This window comes from Pseudomonas sp. P5_B3 (assembly GCF_056400405.1).
On sequence record NZ_JBFULI010000007.1, the window covers coordinates 143,302 to 164,493 of the forward strand.

The window sequence follows — 21,192 nt, forward strand, 5'->3', positions numbered from 1 at the left end:
CGAGGACATGCCTGTGACTACTCCAACCCTCAACACGCCGCCGACCCTGTGGGAGCGAGCTTGCTCGCGATGGGATCGACGCGGTCTGTCTGATGCACCGAGCCAGCCGCATCGCGAGCAAGCTCGCTCCCACATGGGATTTGCGTTCTGTTCGCTAGCCCTGGCGGTCAGCCTCAGCGGTTGCGCCGGCCTGCCCGACCAGCGCCTGGCCAACGAAGCACTCAAACGTGGCGATACCGCCACCGCCGCGCAGAACTACCGGCAACTGGCCGACCTGGGCTACAGCGAAGCCCAGGTCGGCCTGGCCGATATCCAGGTCGACAGCCGTGACCCGGCGCAGATGAAACAGGCCGAGGCGACCTACCGCGCCGCAGCCAGCGTTTCGCCGCGCGCCCAGGCACGTCTCGGTCGACTGCTGGTAGCCAAGCCCGGTTCCACCGAAGCCGAGCAGCACGAAGCCGAAACCCTGTTGAAAAAAGCCGCTGCGGCAGGCGAAGGCAACACGCTGATCCCGTTGGCGATGCTGTACCTGCAATACCCGCACAGTTTTCCCAACGTGAACGCGCAGCAGCAGATCAGCCAATGGCGTGCCGAGAACAAACCGGAAGCCGGTCTGGCGCAGGTGCTGCTCTATCGCACCCAGGGCACCTACGACCAGCATCTGGATGACGTGGAAAAAATCTGCAAGGCCGCGCTCAACACCAGCGACATCTGCTACGTCGAGCTGGCCACGGTCTATCAGAAACAGGCCAAGCCAGAGCAACAGGCCGAGCTGATCAAGCAGATGCAAGCGGCGCACGCCCAAGGCCGCGTTTCGGCGCAGCGCGTGGACAGCGTCGCCCGCGTGCTCGCCGATGCGTCCCTGGGCAAGACCGACGAGAAGACCGCACAGTCGCTGCTCGAACCGATTGCACCGGGCTACCCGGCGTCATGGGTCAGCCTCGCGCAACTGCTCTACGACTTCCCGGAACTGGGCGACGTCGACCAGATGATGAAGTACCTGGACAACGGCCGCGCCGCCGACCAGCCCCGCGCCGAACTGTTGCTGGGCAAGCTCTACTTCGAAGGCAAGCTGGTGCCGGCTGACGCCAAGGTCGCCGAAGCGCATTTCCAGAAAGCCGTTGGTCGCGAAGTCGCCGCCGATTACTACCTCGGCCAGATCTACCGCCGTGGCTACCTGGGCAAGGTCTATCCGCAGAAGGCCCTCGATCATCTGTTGACCGCTGCGCGCAACGGCCAGAACAGCGCCGACTTCGCCATCGCCCAACTGTTTTCCCAAGGCAAGGGCACCAAGCCTGATCCACTCAACGCCTACGTCTTCAGCCAATTGGCCCTGGCCCAGAACACCCCGCAAGCCACCGAGCTTGCGCAAACAATCCAAACGCAATTGCCGCCCGACCGGTTGGCCGAAGCCCAACGCCTGTTGAAACAAGAACAGGCCGTGCGCGGTGCCCTGAGCCCGAACACGCCGGAACTGCACACCCTGCAAGAAGAAGTCAGCGAGGAATCCCAATGAAGTTGAATCCATTCATGAAGGCCGGCATCGGCCTGACATTCGCGCTGATCTGGTCTTGCCCGACGCTCGCTGCGATGACTGAAACCAAGAACTTCGGCCTGGACGTGAAAATCACCGGCCAGTCCGAAGACGACCGTGACCTCGGCACCGCTCCCGGCGGCGACGTCAACGGCGTCGGCCTGGACCTGCGTCCGTGGGTCTACGGCGAAAGCGGCGCGTGGAGCGCCTACGCCATGGGGCAGGCGGTGACGTCCACCGACATCATCGAAACCGACACCCTGCAACAGTCCGATGGCGCCGAAAACACCGACAGCAATGATCGCCAGACCAAGAAAAACTACCTGGCCATGCGTGAGTTCTGGGTCGGTTACAGCGGCTTCACGCCCTACCCTGGCGAGATCCTGAAGTTCGGTCGCCAGCGCCTGCGCAACGACGACGGCCAATGGCGCGACACCAACATCGAAGCCCTGAACTGGACCTTCGACACTACCCTGCTGCGCGCCAACGTCGGTATCGCCGAACGCTTCAGCGAGTACCGTACCGACCTCAAGGAGCTGTCACCGCAAGACAAGGATCGCCTGCACGCCTACGCCGATGCCGCGTACCAGTGGACCCCGGGCAACTGGGTTGGCATTCGCGGTCATCACACGCACGACAACGGCAAGCTCGACTTCCCGGAGCCGGGTGTGCCGGCGGATTCGCTGGACAAGAAACAGAACGGCGACATCAGCTGGCTCGGCCTGACCGCCGACAGCGACGCGTACAACTGGCGCAATACCAACACCGTCAATTACTGGGGCAGCATCACCGGCATGAGCGGCGACGTCGACAAGGTCAACCCGCTGAACGCCGATGGCACGCCGCCGGCTGAAGCCAAGCGCGGTGAAAACCTCAATGGCTGGGCCACCGATCTCGGCGTGCGTTTGCGCCTCGATCCGCAATGGCAAGTCGGTGCCGCCTATGCCCGCGCCAGCGCCGAGTACGAACAGAACGGCCTGGAAAGCAACCGCTCGAACTACACCGGCACCCGCTCGCGCGTGCACCGTTTCGGCGAAGCCTTCCGTGGCGAAATGAACAACATGCAGAGCGCCACCCTGTTCGGTTCGTGGATGCTCAACGACGAATACGACGCCAGCCTGATCTACCACAAATTCTGGCGTGTCGACGGCAACAAGCCGGTCGGCAGCAATGGCATCAACGCCGTCCAGAACAACACCGACGACGTCACCGGCGCGATCCTTTCCAGCACTTCGCTGCCGCTGAACGATGGCGAAAAAGACCTCGGTCAGGAAATGGACCTGGTGGTGACCAAGTACTTCAAGCAAGGCCTGTTGCCGGCGTCGATGAGTCAGGCGATCGATGAGCCTTCGGCTCTGGTGCGTTTCCGCGGCGGCGTGTTCAAGCCGGGTGATGCGTACGGCAAGGAAGTCGATTCGTACATGCACCGCGCGTTCATCGACGTGATCTGGCGCTTCTGATGCACATTGCGAAGGGAGTCCCCGACATGAACAGAGCCAAGAAAGGTTCCATGACCTTGCTGGCCGGCGCGATGCTGCTGGCCAGCGCGGCTGCCTTCGCCAACGTGGAGCCGGCCAAGGCGCCGGCTGGCGCGCAACAAGGCAAACCGGCGACCATCGCCAAGGAACTGCAACAGGCCAAGACCTATACCGTCAGCAGCGCACCGACCGCGCCGCTGGAACTGGCCACGCCGAAGTTGCCTGACATCTCCGGCTACACCGCCGAGGCCATCGCGGCAAAAATCGTACGCAGCAAACCGGGCAAGATCAGCGTGCGCCGGATGATGCAGGAAGACGCCCTGAAGGACTTCATCGGTGGCGACAACAAGATGGCCGAGTGGGTGGTGCGTCAGCACGGCATCCCCCAGGCGATCTTCGTCGACGACGGCTACATGAACCTCAAGGACCTGGCGAAGAAGCTGCCCAAGCAGTACTTCAGTGAAACCTCGCCGGGTGTGTTCCTCTCGCGGTTGCCGATCGTGGTCGGTCGCCACGGCATCCTGGAAATCGACAAGCAGACCCAGGAACTGCGCCTGTCCCAGGAGGCCGGTGCGTTCCTGGTCAACGACGGCCAGCTGTTCGTTCGCGATACCAAAATCACTGGCTGGCGCGAGAAGGACAACGGCCCGGCGACGTTCACTTCGCCCAAGGAATTCCGTCCGTTCCTGCTGGCCTGGGGCGGCACCGAGACCTACATCGCCAACAGCAAGATCGCCAGTTTCGGCTACGCCAACAGTAAGTCCTACGGCGTGAGTATTTCCCAGTACACGCCGAACATGGCCAAGGTGCTCAAGCGTCCTGAGCCGACCGGCTGGATCGTCGGCTCCGAATTCTCGGACATGTGGTACGGCTTCTACTGCTACGAAACCCGCGACTTCGTGGTCAAGGGCAACACCTACAAAGACAACATCGTCTATGGCATCGACCCGCACGACCGCTCCCACGGCCTGATCATCGCCGACAACACGGTGTTTGGTACGAAGAAGAAGCACGGGATCATTATTTCCCGTGAGGTCAACGACAGCTTCATCTTCAACAACCGCAGCTACGACAACCACCTCTCGGGGCTGGTGATCGACCGTAACAGCGTGAACAACCTGATCGCCCACAACGAGATCTACCAGAACCACACCGACGGCATCACCCTCTACGAGAGTGCCGACAACCTGCTGTGGGGCAATCGCGTGTTGAGCAACAAGCGCCACGGCATCCGCATTCGTAACAGCGTGAACATTCGCCTGTACGAAAACGTCGCCATGGCCAACGGCCTGACCGGCGTCTATGGCCACATCAAGGACCTGAGCAACACCGACCGTGACATCAAGCTCGACCCGTTCGACGCCCAGGTGTCGCTGATCGTGGTCGGCGGTGAACTGGCGGCCAACGGCAGTGGCCCGCTCTCCATCGACTCGCCGCTGAGTGTCGAGCTGTATCGCGTGTCGATGCTCGCACCGACCAAATCCAGCGGCATCAGCTTCACCGGCATCCTTGGCGATCGTCAGGATGAAATTCTCGACCTGCTGGTACGCCAGCAGAAAGCCGTGCTGATCGACCCTGTCGAACGCCAGACCGAAATGCGGGACTGAGGATAATCTTATGCACCCACACTTGATCAAATTACTCAGCCTGTCGGCCCTGACCGCCGGCATTCTCGCGGCCAGCGGTGGCGCGCGTGCCGATGAAGCTGCCGTTAAAGCAAGCCCACCGAAATTCAGCGCCGAACCGTGCTGCAGCCTGTGCCCGGCCGCCCACGACGCGAAGAACTACACCACCCGTTACCAGCAGAACTTCACCACGCTGGTGCAGGCCCAAGGCGACTGGTTGTTCCGGACCCAGGAAGACCTGCGCACCGAATTCGACACCACGCCCGCCGGCTACAAGCGCATGAAGCAACTGCACGATGCGTTCAAGAGCAAAGGTGTGGAGCTGGTTGTCGTGTACCAGCCGACCCGTGGCCTGGTGAACCGCAACAAGCTCAACCCGGCGGAGAAAGCCAGCTACGACTTCGACAAGGCACTGAAGAACTACAAGTCCATGCTCGGTCGTTTCGCGCAGATGGGCTATGTCGTTCCGGACTTGTCGCCACTGACCAACGAGTCGTTGCCCGACACCCTGCCCGCCCACGATTTCTACTTCCGCGGCGACCAGCACTGGACGCCGTACGGTGCTCAGCGCACGGCGAAAATCGTCGCTGAGAAGGTCAGGCAATTGCCTGAATTCGCCGACATTCCCAAGCGCGAATTCGAGACCCACAAGTCGGGTCGCATGGGCAAGACCGGAACATTGCACAACATGGCCGGTCAACTCTGTGGCACCAGCTACGCGATCCAGTACATGGATCAGTTCACCACCGAGCCGAAGGGCGAAGCGGGCGATGGCGATCTGTTCGGCGAGTCCGGCAACCCGCAGATCACCCTCGTCGGTACCTCCCACAGTGGCAAGAACTACAACTTCGCCGGTTTCCTCGAAGAGGCCATCGGCGCCGACATCCTCAACGTGGCGTTCCCCGGCGGTGGCCTGGAAGGTTCGATGCTGCAGTACCTGGGCAGCGACGAATTCCAGAAGAACCCGCCGAAGATTCTCATCTGGGAATTCTCGCCGCTGTACCGCCTCGACCAGGAAACCATCTACCGCCAGATGATGGCGCTGCTGGACAACGGTTGCGAAGGCAAGGATGCGCAGATGTCCGGCAGCGCCACGCTCAAACCGGGCAAAAACGAGTTGATGGTCAACAGCAAGAACATGGACTTGCGCAACGGTAGCCACCAGCTCGACATCCGCTTCGCCGACACCTCGGTGAAAACCCTGCAAGCCACCCTCTGGTACATGAACGGTCGCCACGAGGACATCAAGATCGACAAACCGGAAACCTCCGAGACTGACGGGCGTTTCGCTTTCGAGTTGCGCACGGACGAAGACTGGGCCTCGCAGAACCTGCTGGCCGTTGAAGTCCAGGGCCCCGAAGCCGGTGCCGCGCCACAGAAAGTCGAAGCGAAAATTTGCAAACGCAACGTGTTCCCGGGCGCCGAGCAGCGTACTGCTTCGGTCGGGCAATGAGGTCTGCCATGCGCAATCCGAAATTTTCAACACTGTTGGCACCGACGCTTTTGAGCCTGGCGATGTTCGCCGGAGCCACACAAGCGGCTGCGCCACTGCGTCCACCCCAGGGCTATTTTTCACCTGTGGATAAATTCAAGACGGGCGACAAGAGCGAAGGCTGCGATGCAATGCCGACGCCGTACACCGGCTCGTTGCAATTTCGCAGCAAGTACGAAGGTTCGGACAAGGCCCGCGCGACCCTGAACGTGCAGTCGGAAAAAGCCTTTCGCGAGAGCACCGCCGACATCACCAAGATCGAGCGCGGCACCAGCAAGCGCGTGATGCAGTTCATGCGGGACGGTCGCCCGGAACAACTGGAATGCACATTGAGCTGGCTGGCGGCCTGGGCCCAGGCCGACGCGCTGATGTCCAAGGACTTCAATCACACCGGCAAGTCGATGCGCAAATGGGCATTGGGCAGCATGGCTTCGGCGTATATCCGCCTGAAGTTTTCCGACTCCCATCCCCTGGCCACCCATCAACAGGAAGCCCAGTTGATCGAAGCCTGGTTCAGCAAGATGGCCGACCAGGTGGTCAGCGACTGGGACAACCTGCCGCTCGACCAGACCAACAACCACTCGTACTGGGCAGCCTGGTCGGTGATGGCCACTTCCGTCGCCACCAACCGTCGCGACCTGTTCGACTGGGCGGTGAAGGAATACAAGGTCGGCGCCAATCAGATCGACGCCGACGGCTACCTGCCCAACGAACTCAAGCGCCAGCAACGGGCCCTGGCCTACCACAACTACGCCCTGCCGCCGCTGGCGATGATCGCCAGTTTCGCCCAGGTCAACGGTGTGGATCTGCGCCAGGAAAACAATGGCGCACTGAAACGCCTGGGTGATCGGGTGCTGTCCGGGGTTAAAGACCCGGAGCAGTTCGAGAAAAAGAACGGCAAGGACCAGGACATGACCGACCTGAAAGAGGGCATGAAATTCGCCTGGCTCGAACCGTTCTGCTCGCTCTACACCTGTACGCCGGACGTGCTGGACAAAAAGCACAAGATGCAACCGTTCAAGAACTTCCGCCTCGGCGGTGACCTGACCAAGGTCTACGACCCGGCCAATGACAAGGGCAGCAAGGGTTCCTAGGGCAAACACAAACCTTTGTAGGAGTGAGCCTGCTCGCGATGACTGAGTGTCAGGCAACACCAATGCTGAATGTCAGTCCGCTATCGCGAGCAGGCTCACTCCTACAGGTTCAGTGTCGAGTTTGAGATTTGTGAGTTAGCCCCCCAGTTTTTCCATGGGGGGTTTGGGGGGGCCGTTGGCCCTTGACTGTTGGTTCAAACAAGGAGAGACCGGGATGGTTTTTTCATCCAACGTGTTCCTGTTTTTGTTCTTGCCGATCTTCCTCGGCTTGTACTACCTGAGCGGGCAACGCTATCGCAATCTGCTGCTGCTGATTGCCAGTTACGTGTTCTACGCCTGGTGGCGCGTGGACTTCCTCGCGCTGTTCGCCGGCGTCACGCTGTGGAACTACTGGATCGGCCTGAAAGTCGGTGCCGCCGGGGTCAGGACCAAACCGGCGCAGCGCTGGCTGCTGCTCGGCGTGGCCGTCGACCTGTGCATCCTCGGCTACTTCAAGTACGCCAACTTCGGCGTCGACAGCATCAACGCGATGATGACGTCGGTGGGTCTTTCGCCCTTCATCCTGACCCACGTGCTGTTGCCGATCGGCATCTCGTTCTACATTTTCGAGTCCATCAGCTACATCATCGACGTCTACCGTGGTGATACCCCGGCGACCCGCAACCTGATCGACTTCGCGGCATTCGTGGCGATTTTCCCGCACTTGATCGCCGGCCCCGTGTTGCGTTTCCGCGACCTGGCCGACCAGTTCAATAACCGCACCCACACCCTCGACAAGTTCTCCGAGGGCTGCACGCGGTTCATGCAGGGTTTCATCAAGAAAGTCTTCATCGCCGATACTCTGGCGGTGGTGGCCGACCACTGCTTCGCCCTGCAAAACCCGACCACGGGCGATGCCTGGCTCGGCGCACTGGCGTACACCGCGCAGCTGTATTTCGACTTCTCCGGTTACAGCGACATGGCCATCGGCCTGGGCCTGATGATGGGTTTTCGCTTCATGGAAAACTTCAAGCAGCCTTACGTCAGCCAGTCGATCACCGAGTTCTGGCGGCGCTGGCACATCAGCCTGTCGACCTGGCTGCGTGACTACCTGTACATCACCCTCGGCGGTAACCGCAAAGGCACGCTGATGACCTATCGCAACCTGTTCCTGACCATGCTGCTCGGCGGTCTGTGGCACGGCGCGAACATCACCTACATCGTCTGGGGTGCGTGGCACGGCATGTGGCTGGCGATTGAAAAAGCCATCGGCCTGAACACCTCGCCACGCAGCTTCAACCCGATCCGCTGGGTGATGACCTTCCTGCTGGTGGTGATGGGCTGGGTGATCTTCCGCGCGGAAAACCTGCACGTCGCCGGGCGCATGTACGGCGCGATGTTCAGCTTCGGCGACTGGTCGCTGTCGGAACTCAACCAGGCCAGCCTCACCGGCCTGCAAGTGGCAACCCTGATCGTGGCTTACGTGACCCTGGCGTTCTTCGGCCTGCGCGACTTCTACACCAATCAGCCACCGGCCAAGACCAAGCCTGCAGTGAACGTCGACGCCGACGGCCCGGCCGCTGCGACACCGGGAACGATCAAGGCCGTGCCTGGGGATAACCCGGCGAACATCCACCAGCCTGGCTACACCGTCGGCGTCGAAGCCCAGGTGCAACCGGCCTACCGGACCGCTGACTGGTCGCGCTACGTGATGCGTGCGCTGGTGCTGCTGCTGTTCATCGCCTCGATTCTCAAACTCTCGGCGCAAAGCTTCTCGCCGTTCCTTTACTTCCAGTTCTGAGGGATCTGACCATGACCCGCTCATTACGCATTTTCTACATCGCGCTGTTCCTGGTGACCCTGCTGGTGCTGGGTCTGTGGTCGGTGCGCAGCTTCTTCGGCTTCAGCACCAACGCCGATGCGACGGTGCTCAACGGTCGCTGGACCAAGGCCGTGGAAACCCACTACGACGATGAGTTCCCGATCAAGCGCCTGGGCACCAATCTCTGGGCCGCGCTGGATTTCAAACTGTTCAACGAAGGTCGTCCGGGCGTGGTGCTCGGTCGCGACCAGTGGTTGTACAGCGATGAAGAATTCCACCCGGTGGTCAACGAAGAGTTGAACCTGCAAGGCAACTACGCGCTGGTCGAAGGCGTGCGCCAGACCCTGAAAGAGAAAGGCGTGCAACTGGTGATGGCGGTGGTGCCGGCCAAGGTGCGCCTGTACCCGGAACACCTCGGTGAGGTGAAACCGGCGAGCATCCACGCCAACCTCTACAAGGACTTCCACCAGCGCCTGGCCGCCGACCGGATTCCGGCCCCTGACCTKCTCGGCCCGCTGCAACAGGCCAAACAGGATGGCCAGCAAGTGTTCCTGCGCACCGACACCCACTGGACCCCGCAAGGCGCCGAGATCGCCGCCATCCGTCTGGCCAAGACCATTGCCGACAAGTACCCGCTGAGCGGCGAGCCGCAGCGCTTCGTCACAGAACCTGCGGAGACCATCACCCACAAGGGCGACCTGCGCCTGTTCCTGCCACTGGACCCGCTATTCGAAAACCTGATGCCCAAGGCAGAACCCTTGCAGAAGCGCAATACGGTCGCAGCTGAAGATCAGCCCGCCGGCGACGACGCGCTGTTCGCCAACAACGAAGTGCCGGTGGCTCTGATCGGCACCAGCTACAGCGCCAATCCCAACTGGAACTTCGTCGGTGCACTCAAGCAAGCGCTGAACAGCGACGTGGTCAATTACGCCGAAGACGGCCACGGCCCGATTCTGCCGATGCTCAGCTACCTGAAAAGCGATGCCTTCAAGAACAGCCCGCCACAGGTGCTGATCTGGGAGTTCCCTGAACGATATCTGCCCGTGAACAACGAAATCGGCGACGCCGACCCGCAGTGGGTCGCAGAGCTTAAACAAGCCGGCGCCCGCCAACAAAACGTAGCCAACATCAACAAATCCGAGACGCCCGACCGGGCGCAAAACTGAAAGAGAGGTACACCATGACTTTCACTACAACTCCTCGTCGTCTCGCTAAAAGCTTTGCCCTGGTTGCCGGCCTCAGCGTGCTGTCGGTACAGGCTTTCGCCGGTGGCGACGCCGCCCTGTACGGCCCGACCGCGCCGAAAGGCTCGACCTTCGTGCGCATCTACAACGCCAGCAACGCCGAAGTCAGCGCCACCGTCGGCAGCACCAGCCTGAGCGACGTCGCGCCGCTATCGAGCAGTGACTTCAGCTTCATGCCGGGCGGCGACTACAGCGCCAAGGTCGGTAGCCAGAGCCTGCCGGTGAAACTGGCCGGCGACCACTATTACACCCTGGTCAACAACGCCAGCGGCGCACCGCAACTGATCGAGGAGCCGCCGTTCAAGAACAAGCAGAAGTCCCTGGTACGCGTGCAAAACCTCAGCGACAAGGCGCTGACCCTGAAGACCGCCGATGGCAAGACCGACGTGGTCCCGAACGTTGCGCCCAAGGGTCGCGGCGAGCGTGAAATCAACCCGGTGAAGGTCAGCCTGGCCTTGTACGACGGCACCACCAAAGTCGGTGACGTGAAACCGGTCGCCCTGGAACGCGGTGAAGCTGCGGTGCTGTACGTCACCGGCAGCGGCAGCAGCCTGTCGCCGGTCTGGGTGAAACGCCCGGTGTCGACGCGCTAACAAATTATCCGGACTGGCACATGTCCCCCCTGTAGGAGCGAGCCTGCTCGCGAAAAACGTCAGGGCAACGCGTTTAGCCAGACAGAACGCGTTTTCGTTGACGTCCATCGCGAGCAGGCTCGCTCCTACAGAGGACCGCCGCGCCAGCCCGGACACGAGACAAAAACAAGAGTGAAACGACAGAACGCAGTAGCTCTAACCAATCGATATTCAAGGAGTAACAACATGATTCCGGTGATCTTGTCAGGTGGTAGCGGCTCACGTCTTTGGCCGCTTTCCCGCAAACAATTCCCCAAGCAGTTCCTGGCCCTGACCGGCGAACACACCCTGTTCCAGCAAACCCTGGAACGCCTGGTGTTCGAAGGCATGGACACGCCAATCGTGGTCTGCAACAAGGACCACCGTTTCATCGTCAACGAGCAGTTGGCCGCGCGCAAACTCGAAACCCAGCGCATCCTGATGGAGCCGTTCGGGCGCAACACCGCGCCAGCCGTGGCCCTGACCGCGATGATGCTGGTCAGCGAAGGTCGCGACGAGCTGATGCTGGTGCTGCCGGCCGACCACGTGCTGGAAGACCAGAAAGCCCTGCAGCGTGCACTGGCCCTGGCCACCGTCGCCGCCGAAAACGGTGAAATGGTGCTGTTCGGCGTGCCGGCCACCAAGCCGGAAACCGGTTATGGCTACATCAAGTCGACCAACGACTCGCTGCTGCCTGAAGGTGTCAGCCGCGTCTCGCACTTCGTCGAAAAACCTGACGTGAAGCGCGCCACCGAGTTCGTCCAGTCCGGCGGTTACTTCTGGAACAGCGGCATGTTCCTGTTCCGCGCCAGCCGCTTCCTCGAAGAGTTGAAGAAGCACGATCCGGACATCTACGACACCTGCCTGCTGACCCTGGAACGCAGCCAGCAGGATGCCGACACCATCACCTTCGACGAAGCCACCTTCGCCTGCTGCCCGGACAACTCCATCGACTACTCGGTGATGGAAAAAACCCAACGCGCCTGCGTCGTGCCATTGACCGCTGGCTGGAGCGATGTCGGTTGCTGGTCGTCGCTGTGGGAAGTCAATAAAAAAGACGCCAACGGCAACGTCACCAAAGGCGACGTGGTGATCCAGGACAGCAAAAACTGCATGATCCACGGCAACGGCAAACTGGTGTCGGTGATCGGCCTGGAAAACATCGTCGTGGTCGAAACCAAGGACGCCATGATGATCGCCCACAAGGACAAGGTCCAAGGCGTGAAGCAGATGGTCAACACCCTCAACGAACAGGGCCGCAGCGAAACCCAGAACCACTGCGAGGTCTACCGTCCGTGGGGCTCCTATGACTCGGTGGACATGGGCGGGCGCTTCCAGGTCAAGCACATCTCGGTCAAACCGGGCGCTTGCCTGTCGCTGCAGATGCACCACCACCGCGCCGAACACTGGATCGTGGTCAGCGGCACCGCCGAAGTGACCTGTGACGAGAACGTGTTCCTGCTGACCGAGAACCAGTCGACCTATATTCCGATTGCTTCGGTTCACCGTTTGCGCAACCCGGGCAAGATCCCGTTGGAGATCATCGAGGTTCAATCCGGCAGCTACCTGGGCGAGGACGATATCGAGCGGTTTGAAGATATCTACGGGCGCTCGACGCCGGTTGAGCGTGGCGTGGCGGTGAAAACCATCGCGCAGTAACACTCAGTAAAACAAGAAGCCCTCGTCCAGCCTGCTGCGTCCCTATCCGCAGCAGGCTGGGCGGGGGCTTTTTTTGCACTGGGTTTTGTATTGCCTTGCCTGACCTCATCGCGAGCAAGCTCGCTCCCACAGTGGACTGAGGCGAACACAAATTCTGTGATCAACCACAAAACCCTGTGGGAGCGAGCTTGCTCGCGATGAGGCCAAAACATCCTCCACAGTAATCAAGTTCATCGCCAACCTTACCTGCGCTTAGGTAGGATGACCCTCTCTGTCCCCGAGAATTCACGTCATGTTCATCGGCGTCCTGCTGGTCATCACTTGGCTGATCCTGTTGCTGCGCTATCCGGCCAAGGCCTTGCCCGTTTCCATGGCCGCCGCCGCGGGGTTGGGCATCGTCGCCACCTGGGTCATCTGGATGGACCACCGCGAACTCAAGCAGCTGCAACGCCTGGAGTTGCGCATCAGCTACGCGCCGCAGCAATGTCCCGCCGACCGCCCATTGCAATTGACCTTGAACAACGGCAATGACGTGCCGCTAACCGAGCTGCGCTGGCGAGTCGCGGCCTATGCACCGGGCGATACGGTGAACCTGGCCGACAATCAATACACCGCCCCGCGCTACCGTGGCCCCGGCGAATTGCAGGCCGGTGGCAACTGGGAAGATTGCTTGCCGCTGCCGCCATTGCGCCCTGGCTACCGTCCGGAAACCCTGGAGTTTCGCGCCGAGCGATTGCAGGGTAGTTTTTCCGACTGATCCCTCTCCCATTTTTTGCACAAGGAATGCGCCATGCCCGTCGCGTTGATTACCGGTTGTTCCAGTGGCATTGGCCGCGCCCTTGCCGATGCGTTCAAGGGCGCCGGCTATGAAGTCTGGGCCAGTGCGCGCAAGGCCGAAGACGTCGCCATGCTGAGCGCTGCCGGATTTACCGCCGTGCAACTTGACGTAAACGACGGTGTTGCCCTTGAGCAGTTGAGTGACCGCATCAACCAGGAGCGCGGTGGTCTCGACGTGCTGATCAACAACGCGGGTTATGGCGCCATGGGACCACTGCTCGATGGCGGCGTACCGGCCATGCAGCGCCAGTTCGAAACCAATGTGTTCGCTGTCGTTGGCGTCACTCGCGCGATGTTTCCCGTGCTGCGCCGGACCAAAGGACTGGTCGTGAATATCGGCAGCGTTTCGGGTGTGTTGGTCACGCCATTCGCCGGCGCCTACTGCGCCTCGAAAGCCGCCGTGCATGCCTTGAGCGATGCCTTGCGCATGGAACTGGCGCCGTTCGGCGTGCGGGTCATGGAAGTCCAGCCGGGGGCCATCGCCTCCAGTTTCGCCAGGAATGCGGGGCACGAAGCGGAGCAACTGATCAGCGAACAATCGCCATGGTTCCCGCTGCGCGAAGGCATTCGTGCCCGGGCCAGGGCTTCCCAGGACAAACCGACCCCGGCCAGTGAATTCGCCGCCGGGTTACTCAAGGCTGTACAGCGGAGCAAACCTGCGCGCCTGGTGCGCCTGGGCAATGGCAGTCGTGCGTTGCCGCTGCTCGCCGGGTTGTTGCCCAAGGGGCTGCTGGAATCGGGGCTGATGAAGCGGTTCGGGTTGCGTGGGCAGCTCTGAGACCGAGTCGCCTGCAATCGCGAGCAAGCTCGCTCCCACAGGTCATGCGCAGATTTTCAGATGGCGCTAATCCTGTGGGAGCGAGCTTGATCGCGATGGCGTCAGAACAGACACCACAGAATTTCAGGAAACAACATGACCGACTACACCGAATACTTCGACGAAGTGATCCAGGCCCACGTGGCCATCGAGCAATGGCTGGCCGAAGAACGGGACGCGTCTGAACTCGAACAACTGCTGACCCGTTTTTCGCCGCAGTTTTCCATGGTCTCGCCGCTCGGTCGGGTGCTGGATTTTGACGCGCTGAACGAATTGTTCATGCTGGCGGGCGGCAAGAAACTCGGGTTTCGCATCGAGCTCAGCGAGTTGCGTGGTATTGCGTTGTACGACGGCGGCGCGACCGTGAGTTACCGCGAACAACAAACCGATGCGACCGGACTGCACTCGGATCGTCGCTCCACGGTCGTGTTCGAGAAGCAGGCGGATGGCCGGGTGATCTGGCGGCATTTGCATGAGACGTTTTGCAAGGAGTGAACCGCTGTTTTATACCTGCTCAACCGAGTCGTTCCCATCGCGGGCTTGCCCGCGATGGGGCCACCCGGTCTACAAGTCATGCCCCTCCATCCTGCTTCACCACCACCGTACAAGTAATCCCCGCCGCCAACACCACACCCTCCGGCACTTCATCGATGTGAATGCGCACCGGCACCCGTTGCGCCAGGCGAACCCAGTTGAAGGTCGGGTTTACATCGGCGATCAACTCGCGGCTTTCCGGGTTGTCGCGGTCGTAGATGCCGCGGGAGATGCTTTCCACATGGCCCTTGAGCACTTCGCCGCTCATCAGTTGCATGTCCGCCTTATCACCGACGCGCACATGGGGCAGCTTGGTTTCTTCGAAGAAGCCGTAGACCCAGAACGAGTTCATGTCGACCACGGCCATTTTCGCCTCGCCGATGCGCGCATAGTCGCCGCGATGCACGTTGAGGTTGGTGACGTAGCCGTCCACCGCCGCGCGCACTTCAGTGCGTTTGAGATTGAGTTCGGCGGCTTCCAGTTGCGCCTGGGCCTGCTGGTAATCGGCCAGGGCCGAGTCAGCAAGATTGCTGGCATCGTCACGGTTTTCCCGGGAGATCACCAGGTTGTCCATATCGGCGCGACGGTGGGCGTTGACCTTGCGCATCTCCCAGGTCGCCTTGCGCGATGCCACCAGGCTCTGAGCCTGCTTGACTGCCAGACGGTAGTGCTCGGGATCGATCTGCATCAGCAAATCGCCCTTCTTCACCAGTTGGTTATCGCGCACCGGCACGTCCACCACTTCGCCTGTGACGTCTGCGGCGACGTTGATGATATCGGCGCGCACGCGGCCGTCACGGGTCCACGGCGTGTTCATGTAGTGCTCCCACAAGGAGCGGCCGATCCACAGCGCGAGGGCCAGCACCAGCAAGGTCGCGAGCAGGCTGAAAAACTTTTTCATCGGGGCATTCTTCAGAGATAGAGAGTCAGTGATAGAGAGTCAACGGTAGACAGTCAGCGCCATGGCGCCGAACAGACAAGTAAACAGACTCAGGCGCAGCAACGCCGGGTGCCAGAAAAAACGGTACAGGTCGAACCCGGACAGGAACCGGTCGAGCGCCCAGGCAAGCGCCGCCGCGATGAAAAACATCAGGGTCATGGTCGGCATGTACACGCCGTGGAAGGCGATTTCACGAGGCATGCTCAAGTCCTTGGGGCTGGCTGTTTGCGAAGGCCGCAAGCGGTGATTGCGGATCAAGTAGAGAGGTGCGGATGAAGTGCAGGTAACTCTTCACCCGGCGCAACGCCGAAGTATCGAAGTGCGGGGCGAAGGGTTCGTCGGTGGACTGCACACGGCTGATGGCATGATCGACCGCGATCAGCGCGCGTTCGAGGTTGCTGCTGTTCGGTTGCAGGAACAACCGCACCAGCGCACGCCCCATCACCCGGATCGCCTGGCGCCACGGCTGGGATTCGGCATAGGCCGAATGCACCGGCAAAATCGCCTGTTCCTTGCGCAATTCGATGATCGCGTGACCGACTTCCAGCACCACGAACATCCAGCGCAACAAGTCCCGCTGCACTTGCGGTTGACCCGCCGCGAAGCCGTAGGCCTGATGCACCAGATCGCGGGTGCGGCTTTCAAAACTCGAGGCCAAACCCTTGAGCTTGCCACTGATGGCGTACACCACCTGAGCGCGCAGGTCCTGCTCCAGCCGACGCCACAGCCAGCGGCTGTTGGGCGGTAGAATGATCGCTCCGGCCGCTGCGCACACCAGCATGCCCATTACCATGGCGATGTAGTCGTTGATGAAGGTATAGGGGTTGTAAACCGTGAGGTTGTCCGGCACCGAACCGGTGCTGAAGAAGATCAGCAAGCCCAGGCCGACGCCGACGTATTGCGGCCGCGAGGTCAGGAACGAACCCAGTACGATCACCGGCGCGAGCATCACACACAACAACGGAAATCCGTCGATCCACGGGAAAATGAAAAACATCTCGACGAAGCCGATCAGCGCCCCGAGCAATGTCCCGCACGCCATCTGAAAGGCCATGCGTTTCGGGTTCGGGGTGGCGGCGGACAGGCCCACGGTCGCGGCGGCAATCAGGGTCATGGTCGCGCCGCTCGGCCAGGCGGTTGCCACCCAGTAGCTGCCCAAAACCACCAGGATGAACGCTGCGCGAATCCCCGATGCTGCCGCTGCCATCCAGTTGGTTTGCGGAGTGAACGGCTCGTCCCAGCGCTCCCGTTCATGACTGTGATCGGCCAGGGAGGCGTGGGTCTGTGCATAACCGTGCAGGTCGTCGACGAAACGATAGAGCAACTCGTAGGCGGTGTGAAAATCCAGTTGTTCGGCATCGCTCGGATTGCTCTGTTGGAACGTCGCCCGCAGACAACGCACCCGCGCCGGCAAATCTTCCTTGTAGGCGCTCAACACTGTGACCAGCCGCGCCGCATCGGCGCTGGTCAGGGCTCGACCGCTGAAGCCGTCGAGCAGCTCGGCGAGGTCCTGCAGTCCCGGTTTGATCGCCGCTACTACCTGATCCGCTGCGCTGCTGCGCAGGCGTTCGAGCAACTGATGCAAGGCGTTGAAACGCGTGGTGATGCCCATGAACTCGCTGTTCAGGCGACTGAGGCGGCCATTGCGCCGACGCATGTGCGGGTCTTCAAACACAGTGACGCTGCGCAAGCCTTCCAGGCCCACGGCTTCGGCGATGAAACGCACGTTGCCGGCCTCGAACGCCTCGCGTTGACTGCGGCCACGCAAGCCGTCGGTGACGAACAGGGCGAACACGCCAAAGCGCTGATACAAGGCATTGCGCATCGCCGCGCTGGCCGATTGCGGCAGGATCGCAGCACTGATCAGGGTCGAACAGAGAATGCCCAACGAGATTTCCAGCACCCGCCAGACCGCCGCCATGAACGCACCCTCCGGATGGGCCAATGCGGGCAAGCCGACCATCGCGGCGGTGTATCCGGCGAGTACGAAACCGTAGGCGCGGAAGTTGCGGCAGCGGGCGGCGCCGGCCGTGCAGATACCGACCCAGATCGCCAGCGAACCGAGGAACAGCTCAGTGTTCTGCGCAAACAGGGCGATCAGCGCGACCATCACCGCCGACCCGGCCAGGGTGCCGAGAAAACGATAGAAACTCTTGGCGAACACCTGGCCGCTCTGCGGCTGCATGACGATGAACACGGTGATCATCGCCGTGCGCGGTTGCGGCAGTTCCAGGCGCATGGCCAGCCACAGCGTCAGGAATGCGGAGAACAACACCTTGAAGATGTAGACCCAGGTCACGCCGTCGCTGCGTGCCCAGTCGAAGAGCCCCCGGCGCCATTCCAGGGAGTACAGCCAGCGCAAGGGTGCGGGCAAGGGAGTCATCAAATCCTGCTCAATAAATTCCAGGGAAAACCGGAACCTGTAGGAGCGAGCCTGCTCGCGATAGCGGTGTGTCAGGCGACATGATTGCTGACTGACACGCCCTCATCGCGAGCAAGCTCGCTCCCACAGGTGTTGTGTTCAACGCAAAAGGCTCGGGGTTTTCGGCGCTTGGGTCTGGCTGTCTTTTGGCACGTCGTTGCCGGCACCGAGGCCACCGCCCAACGCCGTCACCAACTCGGCATGGGCACTCAAACGCGCTGCCTGAACCTGCTGCTGCACCTGCTGCTGCTTGAACAACAAGGTCTGGGCATTAAGCACGTTGAGGTAGTCGGTCAGGCCGCGCTGGTAGGCAATCATCGCGATGTCGTAGGTCTTCTGCGCAGTGGCCACCGACTCGGCGGCGAAAGCCTGTTGCTTGTCCATGGACTCGCGGCGGATCAACTGGTCGGAGATGTTTTTCAGGGCATTGACCAGGGTCTGGTTGTACTTGGCCACGGCGATGTCATACCCGGCCGAGGCTTCCCCCAATTCCCCACGCAATCGCCCGCCATCGAAGATCGGCAATGAAATCGCCGGCCCCACGCTGTAGTTGAGTTTCTTGCCGGTCAGGAACTCCAGCGCCCCGCCGCCGGTGGCCATGTAGCCGAGGCTGCCGACCAGGTCGACGTTCGGGTAGAAACCGGCATGGGCGACATCGATGCCCCGCGCCTGCGCCGCCACTTGCCAGCGGCTGGCGACCACGTCCGGGCGTTGGCCGAGCAATTGCGCCGGCAGCGACGACGGCAGTTTCAGTGGCGCCCCCAACGACAACGTTGGCCGCTGTAACTGCGCGCCCTCCCCCGGCCCCTTGCCGGCGAGGGCGGCGAGCTGGTTGCGGCTCAAGGCGATCTCTTCGTCGAGGGCGTCGATCTGGCGATGGGTTTCCGGCAGCGGCGTCTCGGCCTGGCTGACTTCGAAATGGGTGCCGATGCCCCCGCTCAGGCGTTTTTGCGCCAGCTCAAGGATCTGCTGTTGCTGCTTCAAGGTCGCCTCGACGATGTCCCGCTGGGCGTAATGCAACGACAACTCGATGTAGACCCGTACGATGTTGTCCTGCAATTCGAGCTGGGCCTGGCGTGCTTCGGCGACGGTCATGTGCGCCATGTCCACGGCGCGCTCGGTGGCATTGCTTTCCCGGCCCCAGAGGTCGAGGGCATAGCTGAAACCCAGCGCCGCGTTATTGTCCCAGGTGGTGCTGTTGGCCAGCTCGCCGGGGCCATAGAACTGGTCGGTAGGCCAGTTATGGCGCTTGAGGGTCGACTCGCCATTGATCTGCAGCGACTCGGCGGCTTCGGCCACACCGGCCATGGACCTGGCCTGACGCACCCGGGCGGCGGCCATGGCCAGGGTCGGACTGCCTTGCAGGGCGAGGTCGATCCAGCGATTCAGTTGCGGGTCACCATAGGCCTGCCACCATTGCGCGGTGGGCCAGTGCGCATCTTGCGCGGCGCTCTGGATCGCTTCGTCGGTGGCCAGTGAATTGGCCTCCAGCGCCTTGCCCTGTGGGGCAATACCTCCGGTTCCGATGCAGCCGCTGATTGCCAGGGTTAAAGCCAAAACACTGAGCGACTGAAGCGCTCTGCTGATGCGACGCGGCACTGCTGCGATTTCCTGAGGTGGGGTGTTCTTGAGGTGAGCGCAATTCTATGGGGCGGCCTGAAGGGCGATAAGCTGGGATTCCTGTGAATCTTTGTTACCGTTAACGAGATAATCCGTAGGTAGATCCTTAGTCGCCTGTAAATAAACAGAAACTTCGTGTCACAATTTGTCATTCGACGAGAGAGCACCCCATGGACACTTTGCAAAACATGCGCGCCTTCAGTTACGTGGCCGAAGCGGGCAGCTTCACCGCCGCCGCCGTGCAACTGGACACCACCACGGCCAACGTTTCGCGCGCGGTCTCCAACCTGGAAGCCCACCTGCAAACCCGTCTGCTCAACCGAACGACCCGTCGTATCGCCCTGACCGAAGCCGGCAAACGCTACCTGCTGCGCTGCGAGCAGATCCTGGCCTATGTCGAAGAAGCCGAAGCCGAGGCCAGCGACGCCCACGCCCGCCCGGCCGGGCAACTGAAAGTGCACACCATGACCGGCATCGGCCAGCACTTCGTGATCGATGCCATCGCCCGCTACCGCAAGACCCACCCGGACGTGACCTTCGACCTGACCATGGCCAACCGCGTGCCGGACCTGCTCGACGAAGGCTACGACGTGTCCATCGTCCTGGCCCGCGAACTGCCGGATTCGGGTTTCGTCTCCCAGCGTCTGGGCATCACCTACAGCATCGTTTGCGCCTCGCCGGCCTACGTCAAAGCCAACGGCTGCGCACAAAAACCCAGCGACCTGCTCAACCACGCCTGCCTGCGCCTGGTCAGCCCGGTGATTCCGCTGGAGAAATGGGCCTTCGACGGTCCCGACGGCCAGGAAATGGTCACCATCAACAGCTCACCGTTCCTGGTGAACTCCGCCGACGCGATGAAATCCGCGATCATCAGCGGCATGGGCGTTGGCGTCCTGCCGCTGTACGCCGCGATAGAAGGCCTGCGCAACGGCACGCTGGTGCGCATGATGCCCAAATACCGCTCGCAGGAACTGAACCTGTACGCCATCTACCCGTCGCGCCAGTACCTGGATGCGAAGATCAAGACCTGGGTCGAGTATTTGCGCGGATCGTTGCCGGAATTGCTGGCGGCGCATCAGGCGGAACTGGCGGCGTATGAACTGAGCGGGAGTCTGGGTGGGGTTCGGGTGGCGAATTGATCCATCGGTTCAAGGATTGATCCCTTGTGGGAGCAAGCTCGCTCCCACATTTGGATTTGCATAAATCTGCCAGAAATTGACCGGCTGTCAGGCCACCTTCGCGGGCAAGCCCGCTCCCACATCTATGGTTACCCCCTTTTCTGCAATACTGTTGTTGATGTCGTGTTTGGCTTGCTTTCATCTATCCGGCGTCTGAGTTGGGGTTGTGGCCCCCGCGCCTCGATGAGAATCGATGCCCAACGACCCTAATTAGGGGAACGGCCTTGCAGCCGTGTGAGAGCCCAGGGTTGTCGTCAGGCCGGTTGGCCGTTCATGTCATCAGTTATCCAGCATCGCAAAACCAGG

Annotated in this window: 17 protein-coding genes; 13 read left to right on the forward strand and 4 right to left on the reverse strand. The window is 61.4% G+C overall.

From position 1 onward, the window contains the following. Positions 1-13 precede the first annotated feature (13 nt). From algK to AC1DRN_RS07140, 12 genes are all read left to right on the forward strand, one after another. Positions 14-1,516: an alginate biosynthesis TPR repeat lipoprotein AlgK gene (algK, locus tag AC1DRN_RS07085; protein WP_223459834.1), complete on the forward strand. Its 1,503-nt coding sequence runs from the start codon at positions 14-16 to the stop codon at positions 1,514-1,516. Continuing rightward, a complete protein-coding gene (locus tag AC1DRN_RS07090; RefSeq protein WP_223459832.1) occupies positions 1,513-2,994 on the forward strand; it encodes an alginate export family protein in 1,482 nt (493 codons plus the stop codon). The genes algK and AC1DRN_RS07090 overlap by 4 nt, the downstream gene beginning before the upstream one ends. 26 nt (positions 2,995-3,020) lie before the next feature. Then, complete coding sequence (gene algG, locus AC1DRN_RS07095) at positions 3,021-4,619, forward strand: mannuronan 5-epimerase AlgG (protein WP_223459829.1); 1,599 nt, start codon at positions 3,021-3,023, stop codon at positions 4,617-4,619. 10 nt (positions 4,620-4,629) lie between these two features. Beyond that, positions 4,630-6,090: an alginate O-acetyltransferase gene (locus tag AC1DRN_RS07100; protein ID WP_223459827.1), complete on the forward strand. Its 1,461-nt coding sequence runs from the start codon at positions 4,630-4,632 to the stop codon at positions 6,088-6,090. Between the two features lie 8 nt (positions 6,091-6,098). Next, complete coding sequence (locus AC1DRN_RS07105; protein WP_223459825.1) at positions 6,099-7,223, forward strand: mannuronate-specific alginate lyase; 1,125 nt, start codon at positions 6,099-6,101, stop codon at positions 7,221-7,223. Between the two features lie 214 nt (positions 7,224-7,437). Next, complete coding sequence (locus AC1DRN_RS07110; RefSeq protein WP_223459822.1) at positions 7,438-9,003, forward strand: MBOAT family O-acyltransferase; 1,566 nt, start codon at positions 7,438-7,440, stop codon at positions 9,001-9,003. 11 nt (positions 9,004-9,014) lie between these two features. Further along, entirely contained in the window at positions 9,015-10,190 is a 1,176-nt protein-coding gene (locus tag AC1DRN_RS07115) for an alginate O-acetyltransferase (protein WP_223459820.1), read from the forward strand. Between the two features lie 14 nt (positions 10,191-10,204). Further along, positions 10,205-10,861 (forward strand): alginate O-acetyltransferase AlgF, encoded by a 657-nt coding sequence (locus AC1DRN_RS07120; protein ID WP_223459819.1) that lies wholly within the window; start codon positions 10,205-10,207, stop codon positions 10,859-10,861. Positions 10,862-11,086: 225 nt separating this feature from the next. Beyond that, the gene (locus AC1DRN_RS07125; RefSeq protein ID WP_223459818.1) at positions 11,087-12,538 is read left to right on the forward strand and encodes a mannose-1-phosphate guanylyltransferase/mannose-6-phosphate isomerase; all 1,452 of its coding nucleotides are present in this window, start codon (positions 11,087-11,089) and stop codon (positions 12,536-12,538) included. Positions 12,539-12,830: 292 nt separating this feature from the next. After that, positions 12,831-13,295: a multidrug transporter gene (locus AC1DRN_RS07130; RefSeq protein WP_108214937.1), complete on the forward strand. Its 465-nt coding sequence runs from the start codon at positions 12,831-12,833 to the stop codon at positions 13,293-13,295. A gap of 33 nt (positions 13,296-13,328) precedes the next feature. Next, positions 13,329-14,153 carry an SDR family oxidoreductase gene (locus tag AC1DRN_RS07135; protein WP_223459816.1) on the forward strand — a complete coding sequence of 275 codons (825 nt, stop codon included), beginning with the start codon at positions 13,329-13,331 and terminating at the stop codon, positions 14,151-14,153. Positions 14,154-14,288: 135 nt separating this feature from the next. Continuing rightward, positions 14,289-14,687: a DUF4440 domain-containing protein gene (locus tag AC1DRN_RS07140; RefSeq protein WP_223459814.1), complete on the forward strand. Its 399-nt coding sequence runs from the start codon at positions 14,289-14,291 to the stop codon at positions 14,685-14,687. Between the two features lie 76 nt (positions 14,688-14,763). On the opposite strand, the gene AC1DRN_RS07145 is transcribed toward AC1DRN_RS07140, so the two are convergent. From AC1DRN_RS07145 to AC1DRN_RS07160, 4 genes are all read right to left on the reverse strand, one after another. Beyond that, positions 14,764-15,627 carry an efflux RND transporter periplasmic adaptor subunit gene (locus tag AC1DRN_RS07145; RefSeq protein ID WP_223459812.1) on the reverse strand — a complete coding sequence of 288 codons (864 nt, stop codon included), beginning with the start codon at positions 15,625-15,627 and terminating at the stop codon, positions 14,764-14,766. 39 nt (positions 15,628-15,666) lie between these two features. Next, on the reverse strand, positions 15,667-15,867 hold the full coding sequence (locus AC1DRN_RS07150) for a DUF1656 domain-containing protein (protein ID WP_015096751.1): 201 nt from the start codon (positions 15,865-15,867) through the stop codon (positions 15,667-15,669). Beyond that, positions 15,857-18,049, reverse strand: coding sequence for an FUSC family protein (locus AC1DRN_RS07155; protein WP_457266027.1), 2,193 nt, complete (start codon positions 18,047-18,049; stop codon positions 15,857-15,859). The genes AC1DRN_RS07150 and AC1DRN_RS07155 overlap by 11 nt, the downstream gene beginning before the upstream one ends. A gap of 138 nt (positions 18,050-18,187) precedes the next feature. Further along, entirely contained in the window at positions 18,188-19,687 is a 1,500-nt protein-coding gene (locus AC1DRN_RS07160) for an efflux transporter outer membrane subunit (RefSeq protein ID WP_223459807.1), read from the reverse strand. Positions 19,688-19,878: 191 nt separating this feature from the next. Here AC1DRN_RS07160 and AC1DRN_RS07165 point away from each other — a divergent pair, with 191 nt between their 5' ends. Continuing rightward, positions 19,879-20,847 carry a LysR family transcriptional regulator gene (locus AC1DRN_RS07165; protein ID WP_223459805.1) on the forward strand — a complete coding sequence of 323 codons (969 nt, stop codon included), beginning with the start codon at positions 19,879-19,881 and terminating at the stop codon, positions 20,845-20,847. Positions 20,848-21,192 lie beyond the last annotated feature (345 nt).